Annotated in this window: 25 protein-coding genes; 15 read left to right on the plus strand and 10 right to left on the minus strand. The window is 59.9% G+C overall.

The features are described from left to right. The first annotated feature begins 374 nt into the window (after positions 1 to 374). A complete protein-coding gene (locus tag ACSQ2W_RS20295) occupies positions 375 to 596 on the plus strand; it encodes a hypothetical protein (protein ID WP_436088040.1) in 222 nt (73 codons plus the stop codon). Here ACSQ2W_RS20295 and ACSQ2W_RS20300 read toward each other — a convergent pair. From ACSQ2W_RS20300 to ACSQ2W_RS20320, 5 genes are all read right to left on the minus strand, one after another. After that, on the minus strand, positions 586 to 1,296 hold the full coding sequence (locus ACSQ2W_RS20300) for a winged helix-turn-helix transcriptional regulator (protein ID WP_436088041.1): 711 nt from the start codon (positions 1,294 to 1,296) through the stop codon (positions 586 to 588). The genes ACSQ2W_RS20295 and ACSQ2W_RS20300 overlap by 11 nt on opposite strands. 17 nt (positions 1,297 to 1,313) lie before the next feature. Beyond that, entirely contained in the window at positions 1,314 to 2,087 is a 774-nt protein-coding gene (gene fabG, locus ACSQ2W_RS20305) for a 3-oxoacyl-ACP reductase FabG (protein WP_436088042.1), read from the minus strand. Continuing rightward, positions 2,087 to 3,793, minus strand: coding sequence for an acetolactate synthase catalytic subunit (locus ACSQ2W_RS20310; protein ID WP_436088944.1), 1,707 nt, complete (start codon positions 3,791 to 3,793; stop codon positions 2,087 to 2,089). The genes fabG and ACSQ2W_RS20310 overlap by 1 nt, the downstream gene beginning before the upstream one ends. 5 nt (positions 3,794 to 3,798) lie before the next feature. After that, on the minus strand, positions 3,799 to 5,154 hold the full coding sequence (locus ACSQ2W_RS20315) for an aspartate aminotransferase family protein (RefSeq protein ID WP_436088043.1): 1,356 nt from the start codon (positions 5,152 to 5,154) through the stop codon (positions 3,799 to 3,801). Between the two features lie 102 nt (positions 5,155 to 5,256). Then, the gene (locus ACSQ2W_RS20320) at positions 5,257 to 5,913 is read right to left on the minus strand and encodes a GntR family transcriptional regulator (protein WP_436088044.1); all 657 of its coding nucleotides are present in this window, start codon (positions 5,911 to 5,913) and stop codon (positions 5,257 to 5,259) included. A gap of 204 nt (positions 5,914 to 6,117) precedes the next feature. Here ACSQ2W_RS20320 and ACSQ2W_RS20325 point away from each other — a divergent pair, with 204 nt between their 5' ends. The 7 genes from ACSQ2W_RS20325 (at position 6,118) to ACSQ2W_RS20355 (ending at position 12,685) form a co-directional block, all read left to right on the plus strand. Next, positions 6,118 to 7,227 (plus strand): ABC transporter ATP-binding protein, encoded by a 1,110-nt coding sequence (locus ACSQ2W_RS20325; RefSeq protein WP_436088045.1) that lies wholly within the window; start codon positions 6,118 to 6,120, stop codon positions 7,225 to 7,227. Next, positions 7,227 to 8,120, plus strand: a complete 894-nt coding sequence (locus ACSQ2W_RS20330) for an ABC transporter permease (protein WP_436088945.1) — start codon at positions 7,227 to 7,229, stop codon at positions 8,118 to 8,120. Before ACSQ2W_RS20325 ends, ACSQ2W_RS20330 begins: the two co-directional genes overlap by 1 nt. A gap of 157 nt (positions 8,121 to 8,277) precedes the next feature. Continuing rightward, the gene (locus ACSQ2W_RS20335; protein ID WP_436088946.1) at positions 8,278 to 9,000 is read left to right on the plus strand and encodes an ABC transporter permease; all 723 of its coding nucleotides are present in this window, start codon (positions 8,278 to 8,280) and stop codon (positions 8,998 to 9,000) included. Between the two features lie 62 nt (positions 9,001 to 9,062). Next, the gene (locus tag ACSQ2W_RS20340) at positions 9,063 to 10,067 is read left to right on the plus strand and encodes an extracellular solute-binding protein (RefSeq protein WP_436088947.1); all 1,005 of its coding nucleotides are present in this window, start codon (positions 9,063 to 9,065) and stop codon (positions 10,065 to 10,067) included. A 103-nt stretch (positions 10,068 to 10,170) separates the two neighbouring features. Then, a complete protein-coding gene (locus tag ACSQ2W_RS20345) occupies positions 10,171 to 10,878 on the plus strand; it encodes a winged helix-turn-helix transcriptional regulator (protein WP_436088046.1) in 708 nt (235 codons plus the stop codon). A 109-nt stretch (positions 10,879 to 10,987) separates the two neighbouring features. Further along, positions 10,988 to 12,232: an aminotransferase class I/II-fold pyridoxal phosphate-dependent enzyme gene (locus ACSQ2W_RS20350; protein WP_436088047.1), complete on the plus strand. Its 1,245-nt coding sequence runs from the start codon at positions 10,988 to 10,990 to the stop codon at positions 12,230 to 12,232. Positions 12,233 to 12,295: 63 nt separating this feature from the next. Next, a complete protein-coding gene (locus ACSQ2W_RS20355) occupies positions 12,296 to 12,685 on the plus strand; it encodes a hypothetical protein (RefSeq protein ID WP_436088048.1) in 390 nt (129 codons plus the stop codon). On the opposite strand, the gene ACSQ2W_RS20360 is transcribed toward ACSQ2W_RS20355, so the two are convergent. From ACSQ2W_RS20360 to ACSQ2W_RS20380, 5 genes are all read right to left on the minus strand, one after another. After that, the gene (locus tag ACSQ2W_RS20360; protein ID WP_436088049.1) at positions 12,617 to 13,096 is read right to left on the minus strand and encodes a helix-turn-helix domain-containing protein; all 480 of its coding nucleotides are present in this window, start codon (positions 13,094 to 13,096) and stop codon (positions 12,617 to 12,619) included. The genes ACSQ2W_RS20355 and ACSQ2W_RS20360 overlap by 69 nt on opposite strands. Positions 13,097 to 13,249: 153 nt before the next feature. Continuing rightward, positions 13,250 to 13,801: a hypothetical protein gene (locus ACSQ2W_RS20365; RefSeq protein WP_436088050.1), complete on the minus strand. Its 552-nt coding sequence runs from the start codon at positions 13,799 to 13,801 to the stop codon at positions 13,250 to 13,252. 27 nt (positions 13,802 to 13,828) lie between these two features. Beyond that, the gene (locus tag ACSQ2W_RS20370) at positions 13,829 to 14,500 is read right to left on the minus strand and encodes a thermonuclease family protein (protein WP_436088051.1); all 672 of its coding nucleotides are present in this window, start codon (positions 14,498 to 14,500) and stop codon (positions 13,829 to 13,831) included. Continuing rightward, positions 14,497 to 15,033 carry a thermonuclease family protein gene (locus tag ACSQ2W_RS20375; protein WP_436088052.1) on the minus strand — a complete coding sequence of 179 codons (537 nt, stop codon included), beginning with the start codon at positions 15,031 to 15,033 and terminating at the stop codon, positions 14,497 to 14,499. The genes ACSQ2W_RS20370 and ACSQ2W_RS20375 overlap by 4 nt, the downstream gene beginning before the upstream one ends. Next, positions 15,030 to 15,644: a hypothetical protein gene (locus ACSQ2W_RS20380; RefSeq protein ID WP_436088948.1), complete on the minus strand. Its 615-nt coding sequence runs from the start codon at positions 15,642 to 15,644 to the stop codon at positions 15,030 to 15,032. Before ACSQ2W_RS20380 ends, ACSQ2W_RS20375 begins: the two co-directional genes overlap by 4 nt. Before the next feature lie 189 nt (positions 15,645 to 15,833). Between ACSQ2W_RS20380 and ACSQ2W_RS20385 the strand changes: the two genes are divergently transcribed. The 7 genes from ACSQ2W_RS20385 to ACSQ2W_RS20415 all read left to right on the plus strand — a co-directional run bounded on the left by ACSQ2W_RS20385 (position 15,834) and on the right by ACSQ2W_RS20415 (position 22,811). Continuing rightward, a complete protein-coding gene (locus ACSQ2W_RS20385) occupies positions 15,834 to 16,706 on the plus strand; it encodes a lytic transglycosylase domain-containing protein (protein ID WP_436088053.1) in 873 nt (290 codons plus the stop codon). Positions 16,707 to 16,744: 38 nt separating this feature from the next. Continuing rightward, the gene (locus ACSQ2W_RS20390; protein WP_436088949.1) at positions 16,745 to 17,062 is read left to right on the plus strand and encodes a TrbC/VirB2 family protein; all 318 of its coding nucleotides are present in this window, start codon (positions 16,745 to 16,747) and stop codon (positions 17,060 to 17,062) included. A gap of 3 nt (positions 17,063 to 17,065) precedes the next feature. Next, complete coding sequence (locus tag ACSQ2W_RS20395) at positions 17,066 to 17,365, plus strand: type IV secretion system protein VirB3 (protein ID WP_436088054.1); 300 nt, start codon at positions 17,066 to 17,068, stop codon at positions 17,363 to 17,365. Between the two features lie 5 nt (positions 17,366 to 17,370). Next, positions 17,371 to 19,785, plus strand: coding sequence for a VirB4 family type IV secretion/conjugal transfer ATPase (locus ACSQ2W_RS20400; protein WP_436088055.1), 2,415 nt, complete (start codon positions 17,371 to 17,373; stop codon positions 19,783 to 19,785). Next, positions 19,782 to 20,864 carry a lytic transglycosylase domain-containing protein gene (locus tag ACSQ2W_RS20405; protein WP_436088056.1) on the plus strand — a complete coding sequence of 361 codons (1,083 nt, stop codon included), beginning with the start codon at positions 19,782 to 19,784 and terminating at the stop codon, positions 20,862 to 20,864. The genes ACSQ2W_RS20400 and ACSQ2W_RS20405 overlap by 4 nt, the downstream gene beginning before the upstream one ends. An 11-nt stretch (positions 20,865 to 20,875) precedes the next feature. Then, positions 20,876 to 21,577: a type IV secretion system protein gene (locus ACSQ2W_RS20410; RefSeq protein ID WP_436088057.1), complete on the plus strand. Its 702-nt coding sequence runs from the start codon at positions 20,876 to 20,878 to the stop codon at positions 21,575 to 21,577. A gap of 208 nt (positions 21,578 to 21,785) precedes the next feature. Beyond that, entirely contained in the window at positions 21,786 to 22,811 is a 1,026-nt protein-coding gene (locus ACSQ2W_RS20415; protein WP_436088058.1) for a type IV secretion system protein, read from the plus strand. Positions 22,812 to 22,840: the final 29 nt, after the last annotated feature.

The raw sequence follows: 22,840 nt of genomic DNA on the forward strand, positions 1-22,840 counted from the left end.
GGCTCAGCGAAATCGGAGTCGACCGCGCACGAAGTTGGTCTTCCGTTTGGCCCGGACCTATCTCGTTTTTTAGGTACCTTCTTGTACGCCCCGACCAGGCGAGCAAGATGACAGCCAGCGCAGTCACCGTGTCGTTTCGCCCCTGCTCTGCCGGCTCCAAGCCATGCGAGCGCTGCCATGCCCCGTTGCGCCGTTCACGACGGCTTCGGAAGAGCATTTGCCCTTGCCATCGCGGCAACGGCCCTCTAGAATTTTAGCCGCGACGAAACATTCGCCAGGGACGGCACGAGCGTCAATCGATGCGACAACACGCGTGCGACAACGTCCGGCGATCAACCAAAATCACTTCCTGCGCCGGACGCGGGGAGACTATTATGTCGCGCAATCCATCCCGGTCGACGAGACCGCAGCCAACAAACCGTGAGATCGTCAACGAAGGCAGTCCGGCCGATGATGCCATCATCGACCACGCCCATGCACTCTACGGCAGTGAAGCAGCAACCGCCATCGCCTTCTGTGGGCTGGATGCCTGGCTCGACGGCGAGGAGGCGGAATTCCGACACTTGGCCGGAATATTTCGGCGACTCAGGAACTAGACGACTTTGAAGCCTTGACGCCGGATGGCATCTGAAGGGCATAGCCGCGTCCGCGCACCGTGCGGATGAGTTCAGGGCCCAGTGCATCCAGGGCACGGCGGATGTGGCCGATATGGATGTCGACGGTTCGTGGCTCGACTTCGGCATGCTCCGGCCAGCAATTCTCAATAAGGTCGTCGCGGTGGCATACGAGTGTGGGCGCCTGGAGCAGGCGACGCAACAGGCGAAACTGCAACGCCGTCAATGCGACGTTGTTTCCGGCCCGCTGCACTTTCACCGTCGCAAGGTTCATTTCAAGGTCGGCAAACCGAAGCACCGTTCCGGCAGAGCCTGGATGGCCGGCGGCGAGGCGCAGATTGCGCAGACGCCGCAGGAACTGCAGCAGCGCGACCGGATTGAAGGGACGTTCGAGGCGCAGTTCACATGCAGGTGGGGCGACAGTCAGCCCGACCTGATCCCGTGAAAGCAGGATCACGGCGACAGGCGGGGCAACAGACCTCACCGCTGCCAGAAGGGCTCCCCTGTTAATCGACCCTTCCGACCAATCGATCACGGCGGCCGCTACCGCCGTGCGCCGGCAAAGGCGCACTACTTCGAAAGGATCCGTCACAAGAAGAGCATCAAAGCCTTCGTTCACCAGCACATGCCGAAGCAAAAGGAAGAGCTGCACGTCCTCAACGCAGACAAGGATCTTTGGCATGGGCCTGGCTCCGGTTGTCAGAGGGGAGCGAACTCCCCTCCATTCACATCGATGATTGCTCCATTGATGAAGCCAGCACCGCTTGAGACGAGAAACCCGATCGTGCTGGCGACGTCCGCCGGCTCGCCAAGCCGCCCGACCGGAATGCGTGCCAGCGCTGCACGGTTGACCGCGCTGTCGGGGGCGCCCGCCATGTCCGTTGCGATGCGGCCCGGCGCGATGATATTGACGGTCACGCCGGTTCCGGCGCAGGCAGCCAGCAATGAACGCGACAGACCCGACAACGCCGCCTTGGAGACGACATAGGCGGTTCCGGCCACCCTGGGGATGGCCCGCCCGGCAATCGATCCGATCAGGATGATGCGCCCGAACCCCTGCAGTGCCATGGCCGGCACAACGGCCTGGCAGCACAACATCGCTCCGGTCAGATTGACGGAAAGAACGGCATTCCACTCATCGAGACTGACTTGCGCAAAGGGCGTTGCACCATCCGGGCTCTTTGGCGAGATGCCGGCGTTGCAGATCAGCGTGTCGGGGACACGCCACCGGTCCTCGACGTCAGAAAAAAAGCCGGCAACCTGTTGCGGTGACGTCAGATCGACGCATCGCGCGAGGATGCACCCGCCATCGAACTGGCGGCTGAGCTTGGCGGCGGCCTGATCCACATGGGCGGCACTTTGCCCGAAAAAGCCAACCTTGAAGCCGGAATGAAGAAGATGGGTGACGGCGGCAAGTCCAATGCCGGAGCTGCCGCCGGTCACTACCGCAACGCGTTGCGAGAGGTCGATCATCACGCCGCCTGATCCATCCCCGCAAAAAGCGAGAGCGGCGGATGGGCTTCCGGATCCGTCATCACCTCGATCAGGAATGGTCCATCCGCCTCGATACCCTTTCTGATCAGGTCCGCCAGATCGGCGGGATCATCGACGCGCGCAGAGCGGCAACCGCAGGCAGCAGCAATCTGGGCATGATCGACGGGCGCGAAATGGCAAGCCGAGGTATAGCGGCCGAACTTGACGGTTTCGGCGTCTCGCTGGAAGCCAAGGATACCGTTGTTCAACACGATCGTGGTGACAGGGATGTTGAGGCGCACCATGGTTTCAAGCTCCGCCCAGCTATGGGCAAAGCCGCCGTCGCCGACCACGGCCACGACTGGGGTCTGCGGCTGCGCAAGCTTTGCGCCAATCGCCAGCGGAAGCCCCCATCCCAGCCCGGCAAGCCCGCGCGGGGTGATGAACCGCGTCCCCTCGCCTGTGCCCCGCAATTGCCCTGTGACCCACATGGACGAGTAGCTCGCATCGGCGACGACAGTCAGATCGTCGTCAAGCCAGGGCTGAAGTTCGCGCATGACCCTTTCCGGCCGGATCGGCGACTGGTTCGACCGGGCAACCGGCTGACGCGCCTCCTCGAAATCCGCCCAGCAGCGGGCGATCCGATCCTCAAGCTCCTGGCGTGCAGCGTGCCGGAGATCCAGGTTCCGCTCTGCGAGGGCCGCATTCAGCGCTTTCAGACTTTCCCGCGCGTCGCCAGCCAACCGGAGCGCCTCGAAGTTGCGTCCGATCTCCATCGGGTCGACATCGATATGGATCACGTGAGCCGTTTTCGGGATCTGGCGCCAGCTGTCCGTTCCGTTCTGATTGGTGCGCGTGCCGATCAGGATGATCAGGTCCGCCTCCTCCAGGAATTGCCGCGTCTGGGCACCAAGAGACCGGGGGCCTGTCAGTGAGCCAAGGACGCCAAGCGAAAGAGGATGATGCTCATTGACCGCGCCCTTGCCCATATTGGTCGTGCAAACCGGCAAGCTCGCCAGTTCTTGCAGGTGCGCGAGCTGCGTCCAGGCGTTTGCGCCATGCACGCCGCCGCCGGCGAGAACGACCGGCATTTTTGCAGCCGCGATCCACTCGGCTGCCTGTCGGATCGCCTCGTCGGCTGGTCGCCCGCGATCGAGCGGATAGCGCCCGAGGCTGGCACGGCGCACCGTTGCCTCAGGCTTGACCGTCGAGCGAAGCAAGTCCGCCGGCAGCAGTATCGCTACTGGGCCGGGCCGACCCGATGTCGCTGCGGTAAAGGCCGCGTCGATATAGTCGTCGATGCGCTCTTCGGCCTGGACGCGGCGCACCCATTTCGTGCAGGACTGGAAGAGCGCGATATGATCGAGCTCCTGGAAGGCATTTCTGTCGGTCTGGTCCCGTTCAACTTCCTGAACGAGCGCCACAACGGGGATGCTTGCCTTCATGGCTTCGGCCAGCGGCGGCACCAGAAGGGTTGCGGCCGGTCCGTTCTGCGCGGCAACGACGCCGACCTTTCCGGATATCCGGGCATACCCGTCAGCCATCGCGCCCCCCATGTTTTCCTGTCGGTAGGAAATCTGACGGATGCCGCGTGCTTCCGCGGCAAGGACGACCGCCGACGGCAAGCTTTGGGCGAACAGATATTCGACCTCGTGACGCAGAAGGGCGTTTGCGACACGATCGGCCACGGTCTCCTCGATGGGCATGGTATTCACTGCTGCGCCTCCTCTTTGCCACCTTCAGAGGTTGTCAGAAACATTTCGAAAGCGGACGACACGCTGTCGATGTCACCGTCGGTCATAGGCGTCGAAAGGCACGCTGCCGCATCGGCCGGAAGCAAGATACCGTTTTCCCGGAAGAAGCGGCTGAGACTGCGCATCCGTGCTGCCTCCGCCGGCGTCGTCCTTGCATCGGGATAAGTGTTGGGAACCTTGCGCTTTGGATGGATGCGAAAGAGGGATGCCGCTCCCGCGATCGAAAACGAAGCGTCATGCTTTACCGCAAGTTCAGATAACTGCGAGCGCAGCCTGTCGCCCAGCCGTTCCAGCCGCCCGAAATCCTGCGACGTCATGGCTTCCATTGCGACACGCCCGGCAACCATCGAGACAGGATTGGCAGAAAATGTTCCAGCTTGCGGCACAAGCGGCGCCTTTGCATCCGAACCAAAGACCGACATGACGTCGCGGCGTCCGCCGACAGCGCCGATCGGGAACCCTCCGCCGATGATCTTGCCAGCCGTCACGAGGTCTGGCGCAAGCAGGTAGCGAAACGAGGCTCCGTTATAGCCTTGCCTGAGATTGAGCACCTCGTCGGCGATGATGAGGATGCCATGTTCCTGCGCAAATTCGCTGAGACGCTCGATGAACTGAGGAAGGGGCTTGAGGAACCCTGCCCGGCTCGGCATCGGATCGATGAGGATTGCCGCCAGGCTCTTGGCATGAGGCATCAGGCTCTCTTCCAGCCCGTCGACATCGTTGAAATCGAGGACGACGACGGTATCGGCCGTCGTGCCAGGAGCTCCGGTATAGGCCGATCTTGCCGTGCGACGACCGGTCCTTGCGCTGTCAAAGGAACCGTACTGCCCGGTTTCGGCCCAGTCATAGGCGCCGTGATAGGCACCCTCGAAGCGGGCAATCGCCGGTCGGCCCGTGAAGGCGCGGGCCGCCTTGATCGCGAACATCACGGCCTCCGTACCCGAATTGACGAACCGAACCTGCTCGATTGCCGGAATGCGCGAAACCAACAGCTCGGCGAGCGCGATCTCGTGATCGGTCGGGTTTGAGAAGCACGTTCCCTTTCGAAGGAGATCGGTGACGGCGTCAACCACCGGCGCAAAGCCGTGCCCATGGAGGAGCGTGGTAAAATTGTTGTTGAGGTCGAGCAGGCGGTTGCCGTCGACGTCGACGACATAGGCCCCCTCACCCCTTAAGAGATAAGTCGGATACGGATCGAGATCGACCGTGGACCGGGTGACGCCGCTCGGGAATACCCCGCGGCCGCGATGATAGAGATCGGCCGAACGCGGTCGAACATGCCCGGCTGCACGGGCAGCTGTTACTGTAGACATCTGGGTTGCCTTCTGTTGCAAGGGAAAATCAGAAGCTTTGCGCAAGCTTTATTTTTTTGTTGCAACAAAATTGGCTCTCGTCAAGTCGGTATCTCAAAAAACCTAAAGAGCTTCGGCGCGCTCGCGGACGGCAAACCGCAACCGCCTATATCCGTCACGAATGTCGTTTTCGAACGCCGCGCGCAATCCGCCCCCGTCCCGATCAATGAGTGCCTCGATCACCATTTCATGGTTGCGCACCCCGTATTTTGCCTCGGCAAACTCAGGATAAAGGCCATAAAAGGACGGGCCGACACGCAGCCATTGGGCTTCGATCAACGTGACGAGATGCGGCAATCCGCACAGCCGGTACACAAGAAAATGGAATTCCTTGTTGTGCCATAGCGCCCGCTCGTAAGCCCGAGCTTCGAGGGCTGCGTTGATATTTAGCTGAATTTCTCGCAATTTTTCAATGTGTTCCGGCTTGGCGTGATCGACCGCGAGTTGGGCAGCCAGACCCTCGAGCGCGATGCGAATGAGGGTGATCTCTCGCAGGTCGGCTTCTGTAAGGATGGGGACGATGACGGTTTTCGGCCCTGCGTACACAAGGGCGTTTTCCGTGGCCAGACGATTGATTGCATCGCGCGCCGGCGTCGAACTGACGTCCAACGTTTCAGCGACCGACCGCACTGTCAGTTTGTCACCAGGCTTGTAGGCCCCCCTGCTCAACCGGTCCTTCAACTCGGCATAGGCTGCATCCCCAAGGTTTGCGTCTTTCATATTTCATCCTAAACGTGTTGACACAGCATATTTTTGATGCAACAAAAATTGAAGTGTGAAGGTTTTGCAAAGTTTTGGCGCATCAAAGGGTAGCGATTCGTGGTGGCAAAGTCACGCCTCACGCCGGAAAGAGCCGCGAACCGTCCGAAACCGACACGCCCACAGCAGCGCATGAGGGAACCCAACAGCAAGGAGGAAAACGACTTGATCGGACAACAGATGACACTTCGCCGGGTGCAGAAGACCTACGGCGCGGTCTGGGCGGTGCGTGAGACGGATCTTGAGATCGGCAAGGGCGAATTCGTTTCGATCGTCGGCCCGTCCGGGTCGGGTAAAACGACGCTCCTGACGATGATTGCCGGGTTCGAAACGCCGACCGCTGGGTCGATTATGGTCGGCGGCCAGGACGTGACAATGCTCGCGCCGAACCGGCGCAACATCGGCATGGTATTCCAGAAATATGCGCTCTTCCCGCATATGACCGTGCGCCAGAACATCGAGTTCCCGTTGCGCATGCGGCGTCTGGCAAAGGGCCGCGGCTTAGCCGAACGCGTCGATGCGATGCTGGACCTCGTCCAGCTCGGCGCGTTGCAGCACCGCTATCCGCACCAGCTGTCCGGCGGCCAGCAACAACGGGTGGCCGTGGCGCGCGCACTCGTCTTTGACCCTCCCGTCATCCTCATGGACGAGCCGCTGGGCGCGCTCGACAAGAAGCTGCGCGAGGCGATGCAGTTCGAAATAAAACGGCTTCAGGAACGGATCGGCGCAACGGTCATCTATGTGACGCATGACCAGGAAGAGGCGCTCACCATGTCGGACCGCGTGGCCGTCATGCATAAGGGTCGACTGGAGCAGATCGGGACACCGAACAACCTTTATGCCAATCCCGACAACGCTTTCGTCGCCGATTTCGTCGGATCGGTCAATTTCATACCAGGCACCGTGTGCGGCACGGATCACCTCCACGTGGCGATTAAGGTCGGCAACGCCCTCGTCCAGGTTCGTACGCCGCAGGGGCGTCAAGCCTACCGGTACGAGGAGGGCGCCGCCGTCCGGGTTGCCGCTCGGCCTGAGCATATCGCCATCGCACCGTACCGCGATCGCGACGCATTGAGCCTGTCGGGAACGATTGAGACGATGGTGTTTGCCGGCGCCTCAAGAACCGCGCTCGTGCGTCTGCACGAAGTTCCGGAGCTCGTGCTGCGCGCCGATGTACCCTCCAGCATTTCATCTCTTCCGGACCGCGGTTCCAACGTCGCTCTCTCCTTTTCCGTCGACGCGCTCAGGATCTTTGATGCCGAGGGGACTGCATGATGAACATCCAGGCATCCGTCCAGAGGCAAAGCCGGCTTGCCACCATCACAAGACCCCGCGACGCCAGCCGCTACGCACCCCTCACCTCGTGGTTCTTGACCCTTCCGCTGGTTGCGACGTTCGCAGTCGGTTTTCTGTACCCACTAGCCAAGCTCGTGGCGCTCAGCTTTGCAAATGGCGCCGAAAGCTACGTCCGGCTCGGACAGGATGCCCTATACCTCGGTGTGATGACGACGACCGTGATAACCGCCGCGGCTGTCACCGGCTTTTGCCTGGTGCTCGGATATCCGGTCGCTTTCGCCATGACCCGGCTTCGGGGAAAGGCGGCACTCATCACAGCTGCCTGCGTTTTCGTGCCCCTCTGGACGTCGGTTCTGATCAGGTCGTATGCCTGGATCGTCCTGTTGCAGAGAAAAGGCATCATCAACGACGTGCTGCAAGACGCCGGGCTGTCGGTTTACCCGCTAAAGCTCCTCTATACGCAGGGCGCTGTCGTCTTGGCGATGACGCATATCCTTTTGCCGTTTGCCATTCTTCCGATCTATGCGACGTTGCGGACGCTGCCACCAGATTTGGCGCGCGCTGCCGCCAATCTCGGTGCGGGTGCTGCGCGGACTTTCCTTTTGATCACCCTTCCGCTCAGCCTGCCGGGCGTTTTTGCCGGCGCCATCCTCTGCTTCGTTCTCGCACTCGGGTTCTACATCACCCCTGCCCTCATCGGTGGCCCGGGTTCCATGTTGATGGCCACGCTCATCGGTCAGCAAACGACCGTTCTTCTGGACTGGCCGTTCGCGGCAGCGTTGTCGACGGTTCTCTTGTCCGTCGCTCTCCTGATCGTCTTCCTGTTCCGCGGGGCCCTGTTGCTCAGCAAAGGATTTCACAATGTTCATTGACCGAAACATCCAGGCCCAGGAAGCCGCCACCCATCCTGCAACGATGCATCGGTCTCCAAGCCGCCCCGCCAAACAGGTCGTTCTCACCTTGCTGGCCGGGTTCATCGTGGCACTGATCCTCTTCTTTCTCATCCTGCCGACATTGATCATCGTTCCAATGTCGCTCAGCACGACGTCGCACCTTCAATTCCCGCCTCAAGGTATGACCTGGAAATGGTATGCTGCTTATTTCAGCGACCCTGACTGGATGGCGGCAACCTGGTTCAGCCTACGCATCGCCATTGCCACGTCGGTGACGGCCACTATGGTCGGCACGCTGACGGCACTCGCCATCGTCCGGGGGGATGTGCCGTTCAAGACAGCGCTGCATGCGCTATCACTGGGTCCGATGATCGTTCCTCACATCGTGCTCGGCGTCGCACTCTATCTCGTCTTTTCGCCGCTGCAGTTGACCGGAACCCTCAGCGGCTTTCTGATCGGTCACACGGTTCTTGCTGTCCCCTTCGTCGTCATCACCGTGACGGCAGCGCTGCAGCGGCTTGACCCGGCGCTCGAGCTTGCGGCGCTGAATTGCGGCGCAAACCGGGGGCAGACCTTTTTCCATGTCACCCTGCCCAACATTGCCCCAGGTGTCGCGTCGGGAGCCGTGTTTTCCTTCCTTGCGTCGTTTGACGAGGCAACCGTCGCGTTCTTCATTTCGGACGTCGGCGGAAAATCGATCGGGCGCAAGATGTTCGAAGACATCGACTTCAATCTGACGCCTGTCATTGCGGCCGCATCCACCGTGGTCGTCGTCGCCTCGCTTTTTCTGATCGGCTTCGTCCAGCTTCTGTCGAAGGCCGGAACCACCCAAATCAATGCAGGAGTAGAAGACCAATGAAACGTAGACGGATAAATCACGCATACAGTCTGGCCAGCCTGGTCATCGTCGCTACCGCGCTTATGACCCAACATCCGGCGAACGCCCAGGAACAAGTGATCATCGCCTCAACCGGCGGCGCCTATGACCGCGCTCTCAAAGAGGCATGGTTTGATCCCTTTTCCAAAGCCACGGGCGTCGCGGTGACCATCGTATCGGCGACAAACGCAGAAATGCGGGCCAAGGCGGCGGCCATGGTCAAGTCGGGCAATGTGACCTGGGACCTTTATCTCGACGGAGAAATCCAATCAGCCTCCGAGGCCCATAGCCAGGTCACCGAAGACCTCACTGCCTTTTGCGCGCGCTTTTCGACCAAGGCGGACTTGGCAGCCAACGCTTGCGAGGCGGGAGGCGCGCTCCTCCAGTCGACGGCGACCTTGCTCGTCTACCGAAAGGACGATGAATCGCAAGCGGCACCGGAAACATGGGCGGACATGTGGGATCTTGGCAGGTTCCCCGGTGGCCGGGCGTTTCCAAATTTCGACGATCCCTGGCGCGTCCTTGCCGCCGCATTGCTGGCCGACGGCGTCAAAAAGGACGAACTCTTCCCGCTTGATGTGGATCGCGCCTTCCGCAAGCTCGATGAAATCCGCGACGACGTCACGCTTTGGTGGAAAACTGGTGATCAGAGCGTGCAGGGCTTTCGCAACAACGAGTACGACCTCGGCCAGATCTGGCTGACGCGGGCGAAAGCCATGAAGAATGATGGCTTGCCGATCGGCTGGTCTTACAAGGCCGCGTTTCTCGTCGGCGACAGAATTGCACTGATCAAAGGCGCGCCGCACCGGGACAATGCGCTGAAGCTCGTTGCGTTCTGGCTCGACAACCCCGCCGTTCAGGCAAGAGCCTGCGACGTTTTATCCTGCACACCGCCGAGCACGGAGGCGATTTCCCTGATGTCGGAGGAAGCCCGCAAATCCATGCCGACGACAGCGGAGATCAAGGACAGCGTCATCGTTCCCGATGCGACCTGGATCAATGCCAATGCCGCCATGCTGCTGCAGCGGTGGAACAACTGGGTCCGATGATCCGCAAAACGCCACCCGGACAAATTTGGCCGGCTGATATCGTCAAACGATCAAACGGCCGGCCCCCAAAACACAGTCCGCTCCAGAGGCCTTGACCAGTGCCATGACCGATCTCGTAATTATCCATTCCAGAGATCCAGACTTCTACATGCTGATGAGCCATATCCTGGCGGTGGCAGGTTTTCGCGTATTGCTGGCCGAGGATTTCGACGCTGTCGCGGCCTCTGACGTGCCGTCCGTTGTTGCAGTGCTTGTCGACACCAGCGACGTCATCGATGACGTGACAAGGTTCTGCAACGCTCTGAAGGCATGTCCCGCGACAGCGCAGCTGCCGCTCCTTGCGCTCATTTCGGCCCGCCACGAGCACAGCTATCTCGGTCTTCTGAAAGCCGGTATTGACGAGGGTTTCGTGCGGCCCGTTTCACCCGAACGGATCCTCGCTTACCTGCGTGCACTTTTGGGAACGGCGAAGGGTGCCACGATGCCCTCGACCCCGACACGGCCAGTGCTTCGATTTGGCGATCTCGAACTCGACGAGCAGACGCGCCTCGTCAGATGCAAGTCAGGCTGCGCGCAACTGAGCCCGATCGAGTTCCAGTTGCTGAAGCGCCTGCTCGAAGCGCCGGGCCGCGTTCTTTCACGCGCTGATCTCATCGAAACGGCCTGGCCCTCGAACCGTCACGTCAATGCCCGGACCGTAGATGTTCATATTGCAAATCTCCGCCGCACGCTTGCGCAGGCGACTGGACGGACGATCATCCGAACGATCCGCTCGAACGGATACCTCGCAGATGTCACCGACGACGACTGAGCCGGATTTCACCTTCTACAAATCTTGAATTTTCTTTCACAGAAGCTTCGTTGTCATTCCTTGTGTGCCGTGGCCTTCTTCTCGCATAGGTAGCGAAAGAGATTGTCATATGAGCCATACATCCCAACCCACCGGCCGCCAGGTTCAGTTTCGCAATACAGCGGCGATGATCAGCGCGGCTGCTTCCAATTTCGATGCCGCCCACTACCAGGGCATCATGGCGCTGTATGCGATGCCACATGCAGATCGCAGCGTCCGGCTAGCCCATGACGGTTCGACAGTCGTCGACTTCGTACGATGCTCCTATCTCGGTCTCGACAACCACCCAGACATCGTCGCCGGCGCGGCGCAGGCGGTCTGCGAAGCTGGCTCTCTGCACTGGTCTTGCGCCCGGACGCGACTCAATTTCAGTATTCTCGGCGAACTTGAAGAAAATCTTTCCGACCTGTTCCGCGCACGGGTCGTGACATTCACCACGGTCCTTGCAGCCAACATGAGTGCCTTGCCATTGCTTGCCTCGGGTCACCTGACGGCAGGGCAAAAGCCGCTGATCGCCTTCGATCGCCTTGCTCATACGACGCTTGCGCACCACAAGGGAACGGTCGCAGGAGAAACCGGGGTGGAAACGATCCCGCACAATGACCTCGCGGCACTCGAGGCACTGTGCCGTACCCATAGGTCCGTCGCTTATGTCTGTGATGGTGCCTATTCGATGGGAGGAAGCGCTCCTCTTGCCGAACTTCGTGCGCTTCAGGAGAAGTACGGGCTCTTTCTTTACATCGATGACGCACACGGGATTTCCATCATCGGTGAGAATGGGTCGGGTTTTGCGCGATCCGTGTTTGCCGAGCTTGGCGAGCGGACGATCGTCGCCGCTTCACTCGGCAAGGGCTTTGGCGCATCCGGCGGCGTGTTGATGCTCGGAACCGCTGCACAGGAGTTGTTGTTCAGACGCTTTGCGATCGCCCACGCCTTCTCGGCATCCTTGAACACGGCGGCGATCGGCGCGGCACAGGCGTCGGCTCGGATTCATCGAACGGATGAGCTCGCCAGGCGGCAGGAGACGTTAAGGCGAAACCTCGCACTCCTTGACCGGCTGATCCCGACAAAGGACATGGCAAACGACCTGCCGATCCGAACCATACGGTTGGGAGACGAGCTGCTTTCGGTCGCTGCGGCAAGGCAACTGCTGCAGCTCGGATTCTATGCGTCGGCAATTTTCTTTCCGACCGTCTCCCGCGGCGAGGCGGGTTTACGAATCTGCCTGACTGCCTCACATACCGAGCAGCAGATCAGGGATCTCTGCGTCGCAATCGACGGGATCAGGCAAGAGATCCGCCACGCCGGCGCATGAGCGAATGCGGTCTCCAACAAGCAGAATGTCGACGAGCGGCTCAAAGCCCACCAAGGTGATCCGATGAACGATTGTCCCGGCGAGAACCTGTTTTGGCGAACGGTGCATCACGCAAACGTCGTCGCGTCGGTGAAAACCCTAAGGCAGGATGTCGCCAGCGGCGCCCAGGATTGCGAAAAACTCGCGCAGGCGGTGGCCGAAGAGGAGTTGGCCCGCAACGAAATAATCCACTGGCGACCGGCCACTGTCCGCGACGCACAGGTGAAGCTGATCTATCTCGTCTATTTCCTGGCCATTACGAAGGGCTCTTTTGACACAGCCACGATGGCGAAAATCCAAGAAACCGTCGACCACCTCCGGCAACATGGCGGCATGACACGCAGCTCACTTGCTGGGTGTCGTGTTCCCATCCTGAAGAACGGAAACTGTCTCGAGGAGCGTGACGATCGATGACATCGTGTCATTCGGAAGATCTTCCAGCAACTTCATCATTCGAAAGCGGGTGTCGGCTTCCTTTTCGGTCGCGCCCCATAAATGGGGGGCTGCCGCAAAAAGCATAGCAAGTGGTGAGACGCCCAAAACCTCGCTTAGATGGATCAGCCTGCTGACATGCATCTTCGACGAATTGCGTTCATATCGGCCGTAGACCTGCTCGCTCAGGCCAACGAGCGTTGCAAGCTCGGCTCTGCTCAGGTTTTTGCTGTGGCGACAATTCCTGAGGGCCTCACCGATCTTGTCGTCGAGTTCTGCGAACGCAGAGATACCGTCGAACCCCTCCCGTCGGTAGACAGGCTTTTCATTTTCAGGATCCGATGTCTTCACCAGTCCCAAGTCCGCGATGTGACTTTCCAATTTTGTCGTCATATCCCACTAACCCAATCCGCAAGGCGCGAGTCATACATTACGATGCGGCCGACTGGCTATGCACTTCGTTGGGGGTGGTCAATTGAAGCGATGTTACAGATTCGACCCCTTTTGAAACTTGAACAAGCCTCCAGACCGTTCTTTCAACCGGGGTCACTTTTGCAGATTAAACCAGAACCGATTGGACCGATCGGTCGCGTCGTCCTTGATATCGAAATAATAGGGATCGCTGCGCCTGGGCCGCTGCCTAAATTCCGTGAAAGCGCACGCATTATTTCTGGAGAAGACCCGCGTGATGCCGTCGGCGGTCGTCTCGGTGCGGCCGCGGCTTGAGAAGCCGTAAGAGCTGCGTCCGCCTTTGCAGGTCGTCACTTTGCGCGCGCACTGCGATTGTTCCCGCGAAAATCCTTGCCCCCGTCCATCGTCGCCGGTGGTTGGTGTCCAACCCGCCGGGCACTCCGCATATTTCTCATAACCTGGTTTGCCGGCGCCCCCTTCGGGGCAGGTTGGCCAGGAAAATCCGGGCCGCTTCATCGCGGAAATCAGTTTCTCCATCGGGGGATGACATGCCGGAACGTCATGCCAGGATGGATTGGACGCCGCCGCGCAAAGGAGGACTTCGCAGCCCCAATCATCGGCCTTGGAAGGCGAGATCAAGAAACTGGCGACGGTCACTGAAAGCATCGATGCGAGCAGATATTTCATAGACGTTTCCTTCAAAGCGACGAACGATTATCGGTCACGACGTGACGGCTGGCGTCGGGCGTCCGTGAACGGCGGTGAAATCTCGCTGCGGCGCTCGGACAGCAGGTTGAGATCCGCCAGCTGCCGGCGACCCACCGTCTTGTCGATTGCCTTTTGACGCCACTCGGCCATGTCGAGCACATAGGTCGCCCACATCCCATAGCGGGCGGCGACGGCATGGCTTTGCGCCTCAAGGTATCCACTATTGCGCGCAACAGGCGTGATCAGTCTCGCCCATCCGACGCGCAGCATTTCGTGAGCGAGATCCAGACCGCTTGCCGTGCAGACGCCGCGCGCCACATCAGAAGGGTCCTGAACGACAAAACTGCAGCTGACGACGCGGTCGCCAACGGCGCGCTTCAACCAAGCCTTCGCCAGGGCGCCGCATGGCACCGGGGCAAGAGTACCCTTGCTGGATTGGGTTGCCCCTGGATCAAAGGCCCATTGCGGCAGATCACAGCTGTCGATTTCGGCCAAGCGTACAAGCATGCGGTGGTTGCCAAACCACAGCGTTCGTCCGTCGATCACAGCCACCTGCCCCTTTAGCGTACCGCGTCGGCCAACCACCTGCTTGTCCGACGAAGCACCGATCACGTCGGTCGCCCTGGCCTCGCCGGAAGCCATCAAAACGGAAAGAGCGAAAATCACCTTCCGGATCATGGTACCCCCTGTGGCTTCGCCGCACGACTGAGGAAGACTGCCGGATGCCGGACGTCCGAAAACCGCCAGAGCCCTTTTCGCCTCTCGCGTGCGTCCTGCTCAGCGACAGCATAGGGCGCATGAACCGGCAGCCCATCGGCTTTCAGGGTTGCGAAGCCGTAACCCTCCGTGATCATCATCATTGCGAGGTCTAGATGCTGGTTGCCGACCGTGGCGTAGCATGCGACGAAGGTTAGATCGTTCTGTTCGGCCACCGGAATACAGACCGGTTTTGTGTCCTTGATGAAGGCGGCCAGGACTGCGATCGACGCTTCGCCGCAATCGCGCCTGGTTCCTGACCGGTCAGTGTAGGACGTGCCGCGCAAACAGGACTGGAGGCCATAGAGCCTTATGCGTTTGCCCCCGGTAACGACGGTGTCTCCCGTTTCGAACACGGCGCCTTGCAAGAGCTCGAAATAACCCGCAGGCGCAGCATGGGCCAAGGTCACGGAAAGGGTGGCCGCAATCGCGCCCTTGATCAGGACAGGCTTCATTGCGCCGCCACCCGCGGGTCAGCCCACATGCCAAATCCGCCCCGGCCGATCCTCTCTGCGTCGGCGAGATCCGGTCGCATCAGAGTACCGTCCTGCTTTTTTGACAGTCGAAGGGCTCCAAGCGAAACCAGCTGTTCCTCAAGGCTGTCGACCGTGTCCAAGGTGCCCGGATAATTGTAGTATCCGAAGCAGGTGGCATCCTGCAGAGGCGCATTTCGTTCGGTTAGGAACGCACGGCAAAAGATGACCTTGGCCGCTTTCAGCATGATATCCAGTTCCTCACGCGCATAGTCACCACAGCTACCTGCAAAACCTTCCCTCTGGTTGACCATCTCGCCCCGGCAGGGCTCAAGCCCATACAGGTGCAGATCGACTCCGGCATCGACGGCGATATCGACGGGCGACTTTGCGCGAAATCCGCTCGGTGAGGCGAACCCCTTTCGATCCACGACCTTTCCTGCGGGGTCATAATATTCGACCACCAGAACCACCTTTCCGGGGGCGGCCAGCGATTTCACATAGGCAGGATCGACTGCCCCGCCGGCCCATGCGGAGGCGGCCAGGAAAACGGCTGGCGCCACAAGGATTGTTCGTTTCCGGACAATTCGCATTACCGATTGCATCAACATTTTTGCATCCATTGGGTGTAATTTTTTGCTTTGCGTCTCAAAAATTTTATTGTAGATATGAACATATTCGGTAAAGCATTGAAAGGGAAAAAGCAACGCTTTCCCGAAATTCGACCGCCTTTGAGCACGAAATCGAACAGCAATGGAAAAATGTGAGGACGGACCTTGAGATTGAAACGGATCAGCATTTTGGCCGCCTTGCCCCTCCTCGTATTTCCCTTCGAGAACGCATACGCATTTGATAATAAGCATTTTTCTGGCGAAAAATCTCACACTTTCGACACACAAACACTGATCCTTGACAAGGGTTCTTCGAGATCAACCGAAGATTTTGTGCTCGAACCTTCCGGGACCGTGGTCAAAGCCCGGCATGCACAAGGTATGAACACATCGTGGTCTTATTCGAGGCCAGCGGCCGCGCTCGATGTCACAAGGGAGCCATTGCGGGATGAAATCAACTCATCCAGGAAAATGAACATGGTGTATTCACACACGGCTGATCGTCCGAGCCTTGAGACCGAATGCGGCGCCTCCTCCATGAAACCGGGGGAGATCGAAGATCTTGTCGGTATTACCGCCGAAGCCTACGGCGTCGATCCCGCGTTTGCCAAGGCGATCGCCTGGGCGGAAAGCCGGTTCGATCAGACCCGCAACAGCCCGAAAGGTGCGCGCGGGCCAATGCAGCTCATGCCCGACACGGCGCTAAGTCTCGGCGTGCGAGACCTGTGCGATCCAGCATCCAACATTGACGGCGGGATCCGTCACCTCAAAGCCCTCATCGACGAATTCAGGAACCCGCTGGTTACAGCCGCAGCCTACAACGCCGGCAGTAAGGCCGTTTATGACAATGGCGGCATCCCGCCCTACGGCGAAACGATCCGCTACGTGGCCGCGGTGATCAACCGCCAGCTTGGCCTGAAACCGCGCCCCTTGGAGCCCGGAAGCCGTGCAGCAATAACCGCAAATAAGGAATCCGACGGGCAGGCCAGCAGCGTCATCGGTGGGCGAGGCAGCCGGTTCGTCAACGGTGTCATGCACTTCTAAACGAAGAGGATAGGAAAATGAAAATCGTCATGTCCGCCATGCAGAAGAAGGCATTGAACACCACTGCGGTCATGTCTGCGCTTGTGATAGCCCAGCTGGTCGCCGCAGATGTCGCAATGGCGCAGGCCACCAACCAGGCATTCGCGCCACTCCAGACGGTGGTCCAGGCGGTGGTTGATTTCATCACCGGTCCGTTCGGCCGCCTGGTCGCCATCATCGCCGTCATCGGCCTTGGGTTCCTGGCGTTCGCCGGCCGTCTGAGCTGGTTCACCGCAGGAGCCGTGGTCCTTGGGATTGGGCTTGTGTTCGGCGCGCCGGCCATCGTCGACCAGCTGATGTCGACCGTCGGGAACTGAGCCATGGCCGAGTTCAAAGACGACAAGCCAACCCTCACGCCCTTGATCATCGGCCTCACCCGTTCGCCCACACTGTGGGGTGTTCCCTACATGGCCATCGTGGTTGTCATCGGGCTCACGATCATCGCCTGGCTGGCGACCAACGCCGTGTGGGCACTGCTGACCGCGCCGGTTGCCTACCTCGTTCTCTTCACGCTTTGCACCTGGGACAGCCGCATTCTCGACGTGCTGCAGGTTGCGACGCGCATGACCCCGAAGACGCCCAACAAGCCGTTCTGGGGCGCCAATTCCTACGGACCGTGACGCCCATGCTGAAACTCATCCGCGAAGAGCTTGGCTTCGGAACCATCGCCAGTCGGGAAAGACCGATGTCGAAGCATGTTCCGTATCTGCGTCACGTCGCCGACACGGTGGTAAAACTCGAGAGCGGCGCTCTCCTCTCGGTCATTCGCCTGAACGGCCTGTTTTTTCAGACCGAGGATCAGGCCGAACTGAATATGCGGTCCGTCGTTCAAAATACGATGATCCGGGCACTCGGTTCCAGCCGCTTCTCGCTGTGGTCTACCGTGATCCGCCGACAGGTCGAGGGTGACCTCGCAGGCACATTCGCGGATCCGTTCTGTGACCTGCTCAATCGCCGCTACATGGCGCAGCTCAGCGAAAAGCGCATGTTCGCCAATGAACTCTACCTGAGTGTGCTGTGCGCCGGAATGCGAGGAGCGCTTGCGGCCGGCGACAAGGTGCGTCGCCTCGTAAACAGGGCAGGATCGCGCCAAGCGGCAGAGGACCAGTTGCGGGAACCCGTCAGCGAGCTCGAAGAGCTTGTCGGCAATATCTGCCGAGATTTGCAAAAGTACGGCGCTCGTCCGCTTGGCATCATCCACCGCAATGATGAGCCCTATTCCGAGCCCTGCGAATTCTTCGATGCCCTGCTCAGCTGCGGCATTCCCCGCAAGATGCGCCTGCCCCGCATGAGCATTGCAAATTATGTCGGGAGCTCTCGCCTGCACTTCTCCAGGCGCACGCTGCAGGCGCAGGGATCGACAAACGCGGACGACCGTTTCGGTGCCATGCTGTCGATCAAGGAGTATCCGCCGTTCACGGGTCCAGGCATGCTCGACGGCCTCTTGCAGGTCAACCATGAATTCGTTCTGACGCAGTCCTTCACGATTGCCGATAAGCCGATCGCTCAGGAGCGCATCTCACGCCTGAAGCGGCAAATCGCAGCGTCCGACGAAGCAGGCAGTGACGTCGAGAACGATATCGATTTCGCTCTCAACAGCCTGATGAACCAGGAGGCTGTGTTCGGCCTCCATCACATGACCCTGCTTTGCCTGGCGCGCGAGCTCGATGGCGTCAACAAGGCCGTCTCGGATCTCGGCGCCTGCCTGACCGATATGAACGTCAACTGGTTGCGAGAAGACCTTAACCTCGAGGCCGGGTTCTGGGCGCAGCTCCCCGGCAATCATGTCTACATCGCCCGAAAGGCCCTTCTTTCGAGCGCAAACTATTCCGGTCTTTCCTCGATGCACAACTTTGCCGCCGGCCAGACCGACCGCACACATTGGGGCACGCCGATCAGCATCCTGGAGACGACCAGCCAGACGCCGTATTGGTTCAATTTTCATCGAAGGGACATCGGCCATTTCCTGGTGACCGGCCCGACCGGCTCCGGCAAGACCGTCGCCCTCACCTTCCTGCTTGCCCAGGCCTTCCGGGTTCAGCCCACACCCAAGGCTGTCTTCTTCGACAAGGACCGAGGCGGCGAGATCTTCGTTCGCGCAATGAATGGCGCATATGAGGTTCTGACCCCTGGAACGTCCACCGGTTTCAATCCGCTTCAGCTCGACAATACCGGGCCGAACCGGGAGTTCCTGTTGCGTTTGCTGAAGGCAATGCTTCGCCGTGGCGATGGCAGCGACTTCGATCAGGAAGAGCAGGACATTCTTGAGCGCGCTTTGCTGCGGCTGATGCAGGAGCCGGCGACCCAGCGAAATCTCGCGAACCTCTCGGGCCTGCTGATCGGGCGATCGCGGGCTGGCCCGAACGACCTGAATGCGCGCCTGCGGCCATGGATCGACGGAGAAAAGGCCTGGCTCTTCAATGCCCAGCACGATGTCCTCATCCTCTCCGACCGCAGGGTGTTCGGGTTTGACATGTCCAATATCCTTGACAACGAGGAGCTCAGAACACCGGCCTTGATGTACATCTTCCACCGACTCGACGCGCTCCTTGATGGTTCGCCGGTGATGATCTTCATGGACGAAGGCTGGCAGCTCTTACGGGATCCGACCTTCAGCGATTTCATCGTCGACAAGATGAAGACGATCCGCAAGCTGAACGGGATCGTCGGATTCGGCACCCAGTCGGCGGCCGATATCGTGCGCGCGGCCGCCTCCCATACACTGATCGAGCAGTCATCGACCAATATCCATTTCCCCAATCCGCGCGCCGACGAGGAAAGTTACATCAAGCGCTTCGGGCTGACGGTGAAGGAATTCAACTTCATCCGGACCACGCCGCCGGAGAAGCGAACATTTCTCATCAAGCATGGCAGCGACAGCGTTATTGCCAGGCTCGACCTCGGCACGATGCCGGACATGATCAAGGTGTTGTCCGGCCGCAAGGAGACCATCGAGGAATGCGCGCGGCTAAGGCACGAACTGGGCGACGCGCCGTCTGCCTGGCTCCCGCGATTTTGCGGTTGGGAGGCCTGGCCATGAAACGGCTTGCTCTCCCGCTTTTGATGGTTGCCACGGTCGAGATGCCGAGGTCTGCCTCGGCCGACGTTCCCGTGATCGACAAGACGATCCTCGACCACGATACAGCGGCCGACGAGACGACGAGCAAAATCGAGGACACCGACAAAGACCGCCACACGATCAATACGTCGGTCACCTGCTCGATGTACCGCCCCTCCCGACGAAACGATCCGGTTGGTGCCGCCCGGCAGAACGCGGAGATCTCCGGGCTGGTGCGCCGTGTCGCACGCGAAGAGGGCATCGACGAGAACCAGTTCCTCGCGCTCGTCTATCAGGAAAGCCGGTTCAACCCTTGTGCCAAATCCGGCGTTGGCGCGACCGGGCTTGCGCAGTTGATGCCCGGCACCGCAGACGACCTTGGCGTCGACGAGAACAACATCGAGGACAATCTGCGAGGCGGCGCCCACTACTACAGGCGGCAGCTGTGGCGCTTTAACGGGAACGTCTCCCTTGCGCTTGCCGCCTATAACTCCGGTCCCGGCAACGTCAACAAGTACGGTGGGATTCCCCCATTCAAGGAGACACAAGGCTACGTCCGCAGCATCACCCAGGACTGGCTGCCGGCCTTCGGCGGCTCGGACAAGTCGGGCATCCCCCTGAATTACGGTGGCGGCCAAGCGGCTTACACAGCCATGCGGGATTCCACCCTGAACGCCATGGGGACCACAACGGCGACGTCGGAGAGCCTTGCCAGTGTGGGACGTTGGTATCAACAGTTGGCGGGTCTGCAGACCGGGACCATCCAGGACAGCTGGGACCATAACTCCACCGCGCGCAACGCCAATCTCGAAATGATGAACAACGTCATCAAACTTAGCGCGGCGATGGCTGATCTGATCAATTCCCGCAACGCTGTTGCGGCTTCCGATCTGTCAAGTTCGTCGCAATCCACGGAGCGTGGCCGGGACGAAGACGAACCAGACGATACGACGGGTCTCTGCGACCCGCGACAAAAGCTGGTGTGGAATCCCGGGAACAAGACTTGCGTCGAAAAACGCGAAGATGAAACCGACGTTCAACTGTTGCTGCAACCCCAATAGAGGAGCCAATCATGAAGCCTGCGATGATAACCGCTGCGTTTGTCCTTCTGCCATTTGCCACTGTCCTTGCCGATGTACCGGTCATCGACAGGCAAAATTACGAGATCGCCAAACAGACTTCGGATACAACCGACCGGATCCTCAACACCAACAAGAATATCCTGACGACGGTCGAGGACACCTTGAAGGCCGTCACCGGCGATCGGGGCAGCACTGCCGAGCCCTTGCAAAACCTGGCAATCGGCCAGGGCTTCAGCGTCTCGTCCATGCCGTCCCTCGACAGCCTGATCAAAGGTGGCGTCCCGGATTTCGGCAACATGCGTGGTGACGTTTCGAAAGTCGCGACTGCCTTCATCAACGGCCTGCGGTTGGTGAAATCACTCTCCGGCAAGGAGAACAGCGACTTCTCCGGCGACAAATCCTACGAGCAATTGGTCAATACCGTGCTCGGCGTTTCAGCCCTGGTCAATGGGGCGCAAAAGGCAACGGAAACACGGCGCAGTGCCTTTGAGGCGGCTGGACAACAGATCGGCAAGGCCGAAGATATCAAGGGGTCGATTGACCAGAACACCCAGCTGCAGGTGCAGTCGGGCCTCACTCTCAATGAAATGATCGGGGTGCTGAACGGCGCCGTGACATCGCTGCAGGCGGAGAACCAGCGCCGCCTGACGGACATTTCGAACAGCAAAAAAGCCCTCACCTATGGAAATTGACCGGATGCGGCCGCTTGTTTGCTTGAGTGTCATCCTTGCCATGACAGCCCTATCGGGGTGCGGAACCGTCAAGGAAAAGACCGCTCCGTGCAAGCGGCCGGTTGAGCTCAGCTCGTTTGTGGAAGATCCTCGGCAGGCCTGCGGGGCGATGCGCGCCGTCAATGATTCCGCCGCCGCTTTCGCCGCCATTGGAATGGAACAATAGGCAATGGAAGACTTTCTCGGCGCCCTGCTGCAGCGTATCGAGGATTCCGGGACGACGTTTTCGGAAAAGGCGTACACGGTCGTTGCCCAGGAGATCATGCCGCTGCTGCAGATCATGCTGGTGGCCTATGTCGCCTATTATGGTCTGCAGCTGTTTCTGGGTACCGCCCGGATCGGCGTCTCCGAAATCATCGGGCGCATCGTCCGGATGATGATCATTCTGGCGCTCGTCAGCTCCTGGTCGAACTTTAACAACCTGTTCTACCAATGGATCAATGATACGCCGGAGGACGTCGGTCGCGCGATCCTTGCCGCCTCCGGTACCGGCATCACCGAGCCGACCAACGGACTGTCGCAGATCTGGAGGACCGCCAATCAGGCCGCGTCCGCCTTTGCAGAACAATCCGGCTATTTTTCCGTCCTGCCCAGCATGATCGGCGTGCTGATCATGATCGGGGCCGGCGTCTTCATTGCCGTCGCACTGGCGATCCTCATTCTGGCGAAGGTGATGCTGTGGGTATTGATCGGGACGGCGCCGATTTTCATCGCCTGCATGCTGTTCGAGAAAACGAGGGGGTATGGGGTCGGCTGGTTCAATCAGGTCCTGACCTACGCGCTGATCCCCTTGTTCATCTATGTCGTCGCCTCGTTTCTGATCGCGGCCATGGACCCCGAGCTCTCCCAGATCGATGCGGCAAGCGGCGCCAGGACGCTGAGGCTCGCCGACATTGCCGGGTTCCTGCTTCTCTGCGCGGCTGGCGCATTCGTCATGTTTTACATCCACTCGATCGGACAGGGTATCGCTGGCGGCATTGCCGCTGGCGTCGGATCGGTCGGGACCAGCATTGCGAAAAAGGTGGGCATCAAGGCCCCCATGGCCGCTGCACGAGGAGCCAACTCTGCCGGCCGAGCCGCTTACCGCGCCGGCCGTTCCTTGCGCGATCGATACCGCAGTGATGGCGACAACGATGATTCCGGCACCAAGGCTGCGATGCAGACGAAGATCACCCAGCACAGCACGCCGGCCTGAGGGGTCAATAGGCGTTTGAAGGGCATGAG

Source organism: Pararhizobium sp. LjRoot255 (genome assembly GCF_964252905.1).
Taxonomy (GTDB): Bacteria; Pseudomonadota; Alphaproteobacteria; order Rhizobiales; family Rhizobiaceae; genus Pararhizobium.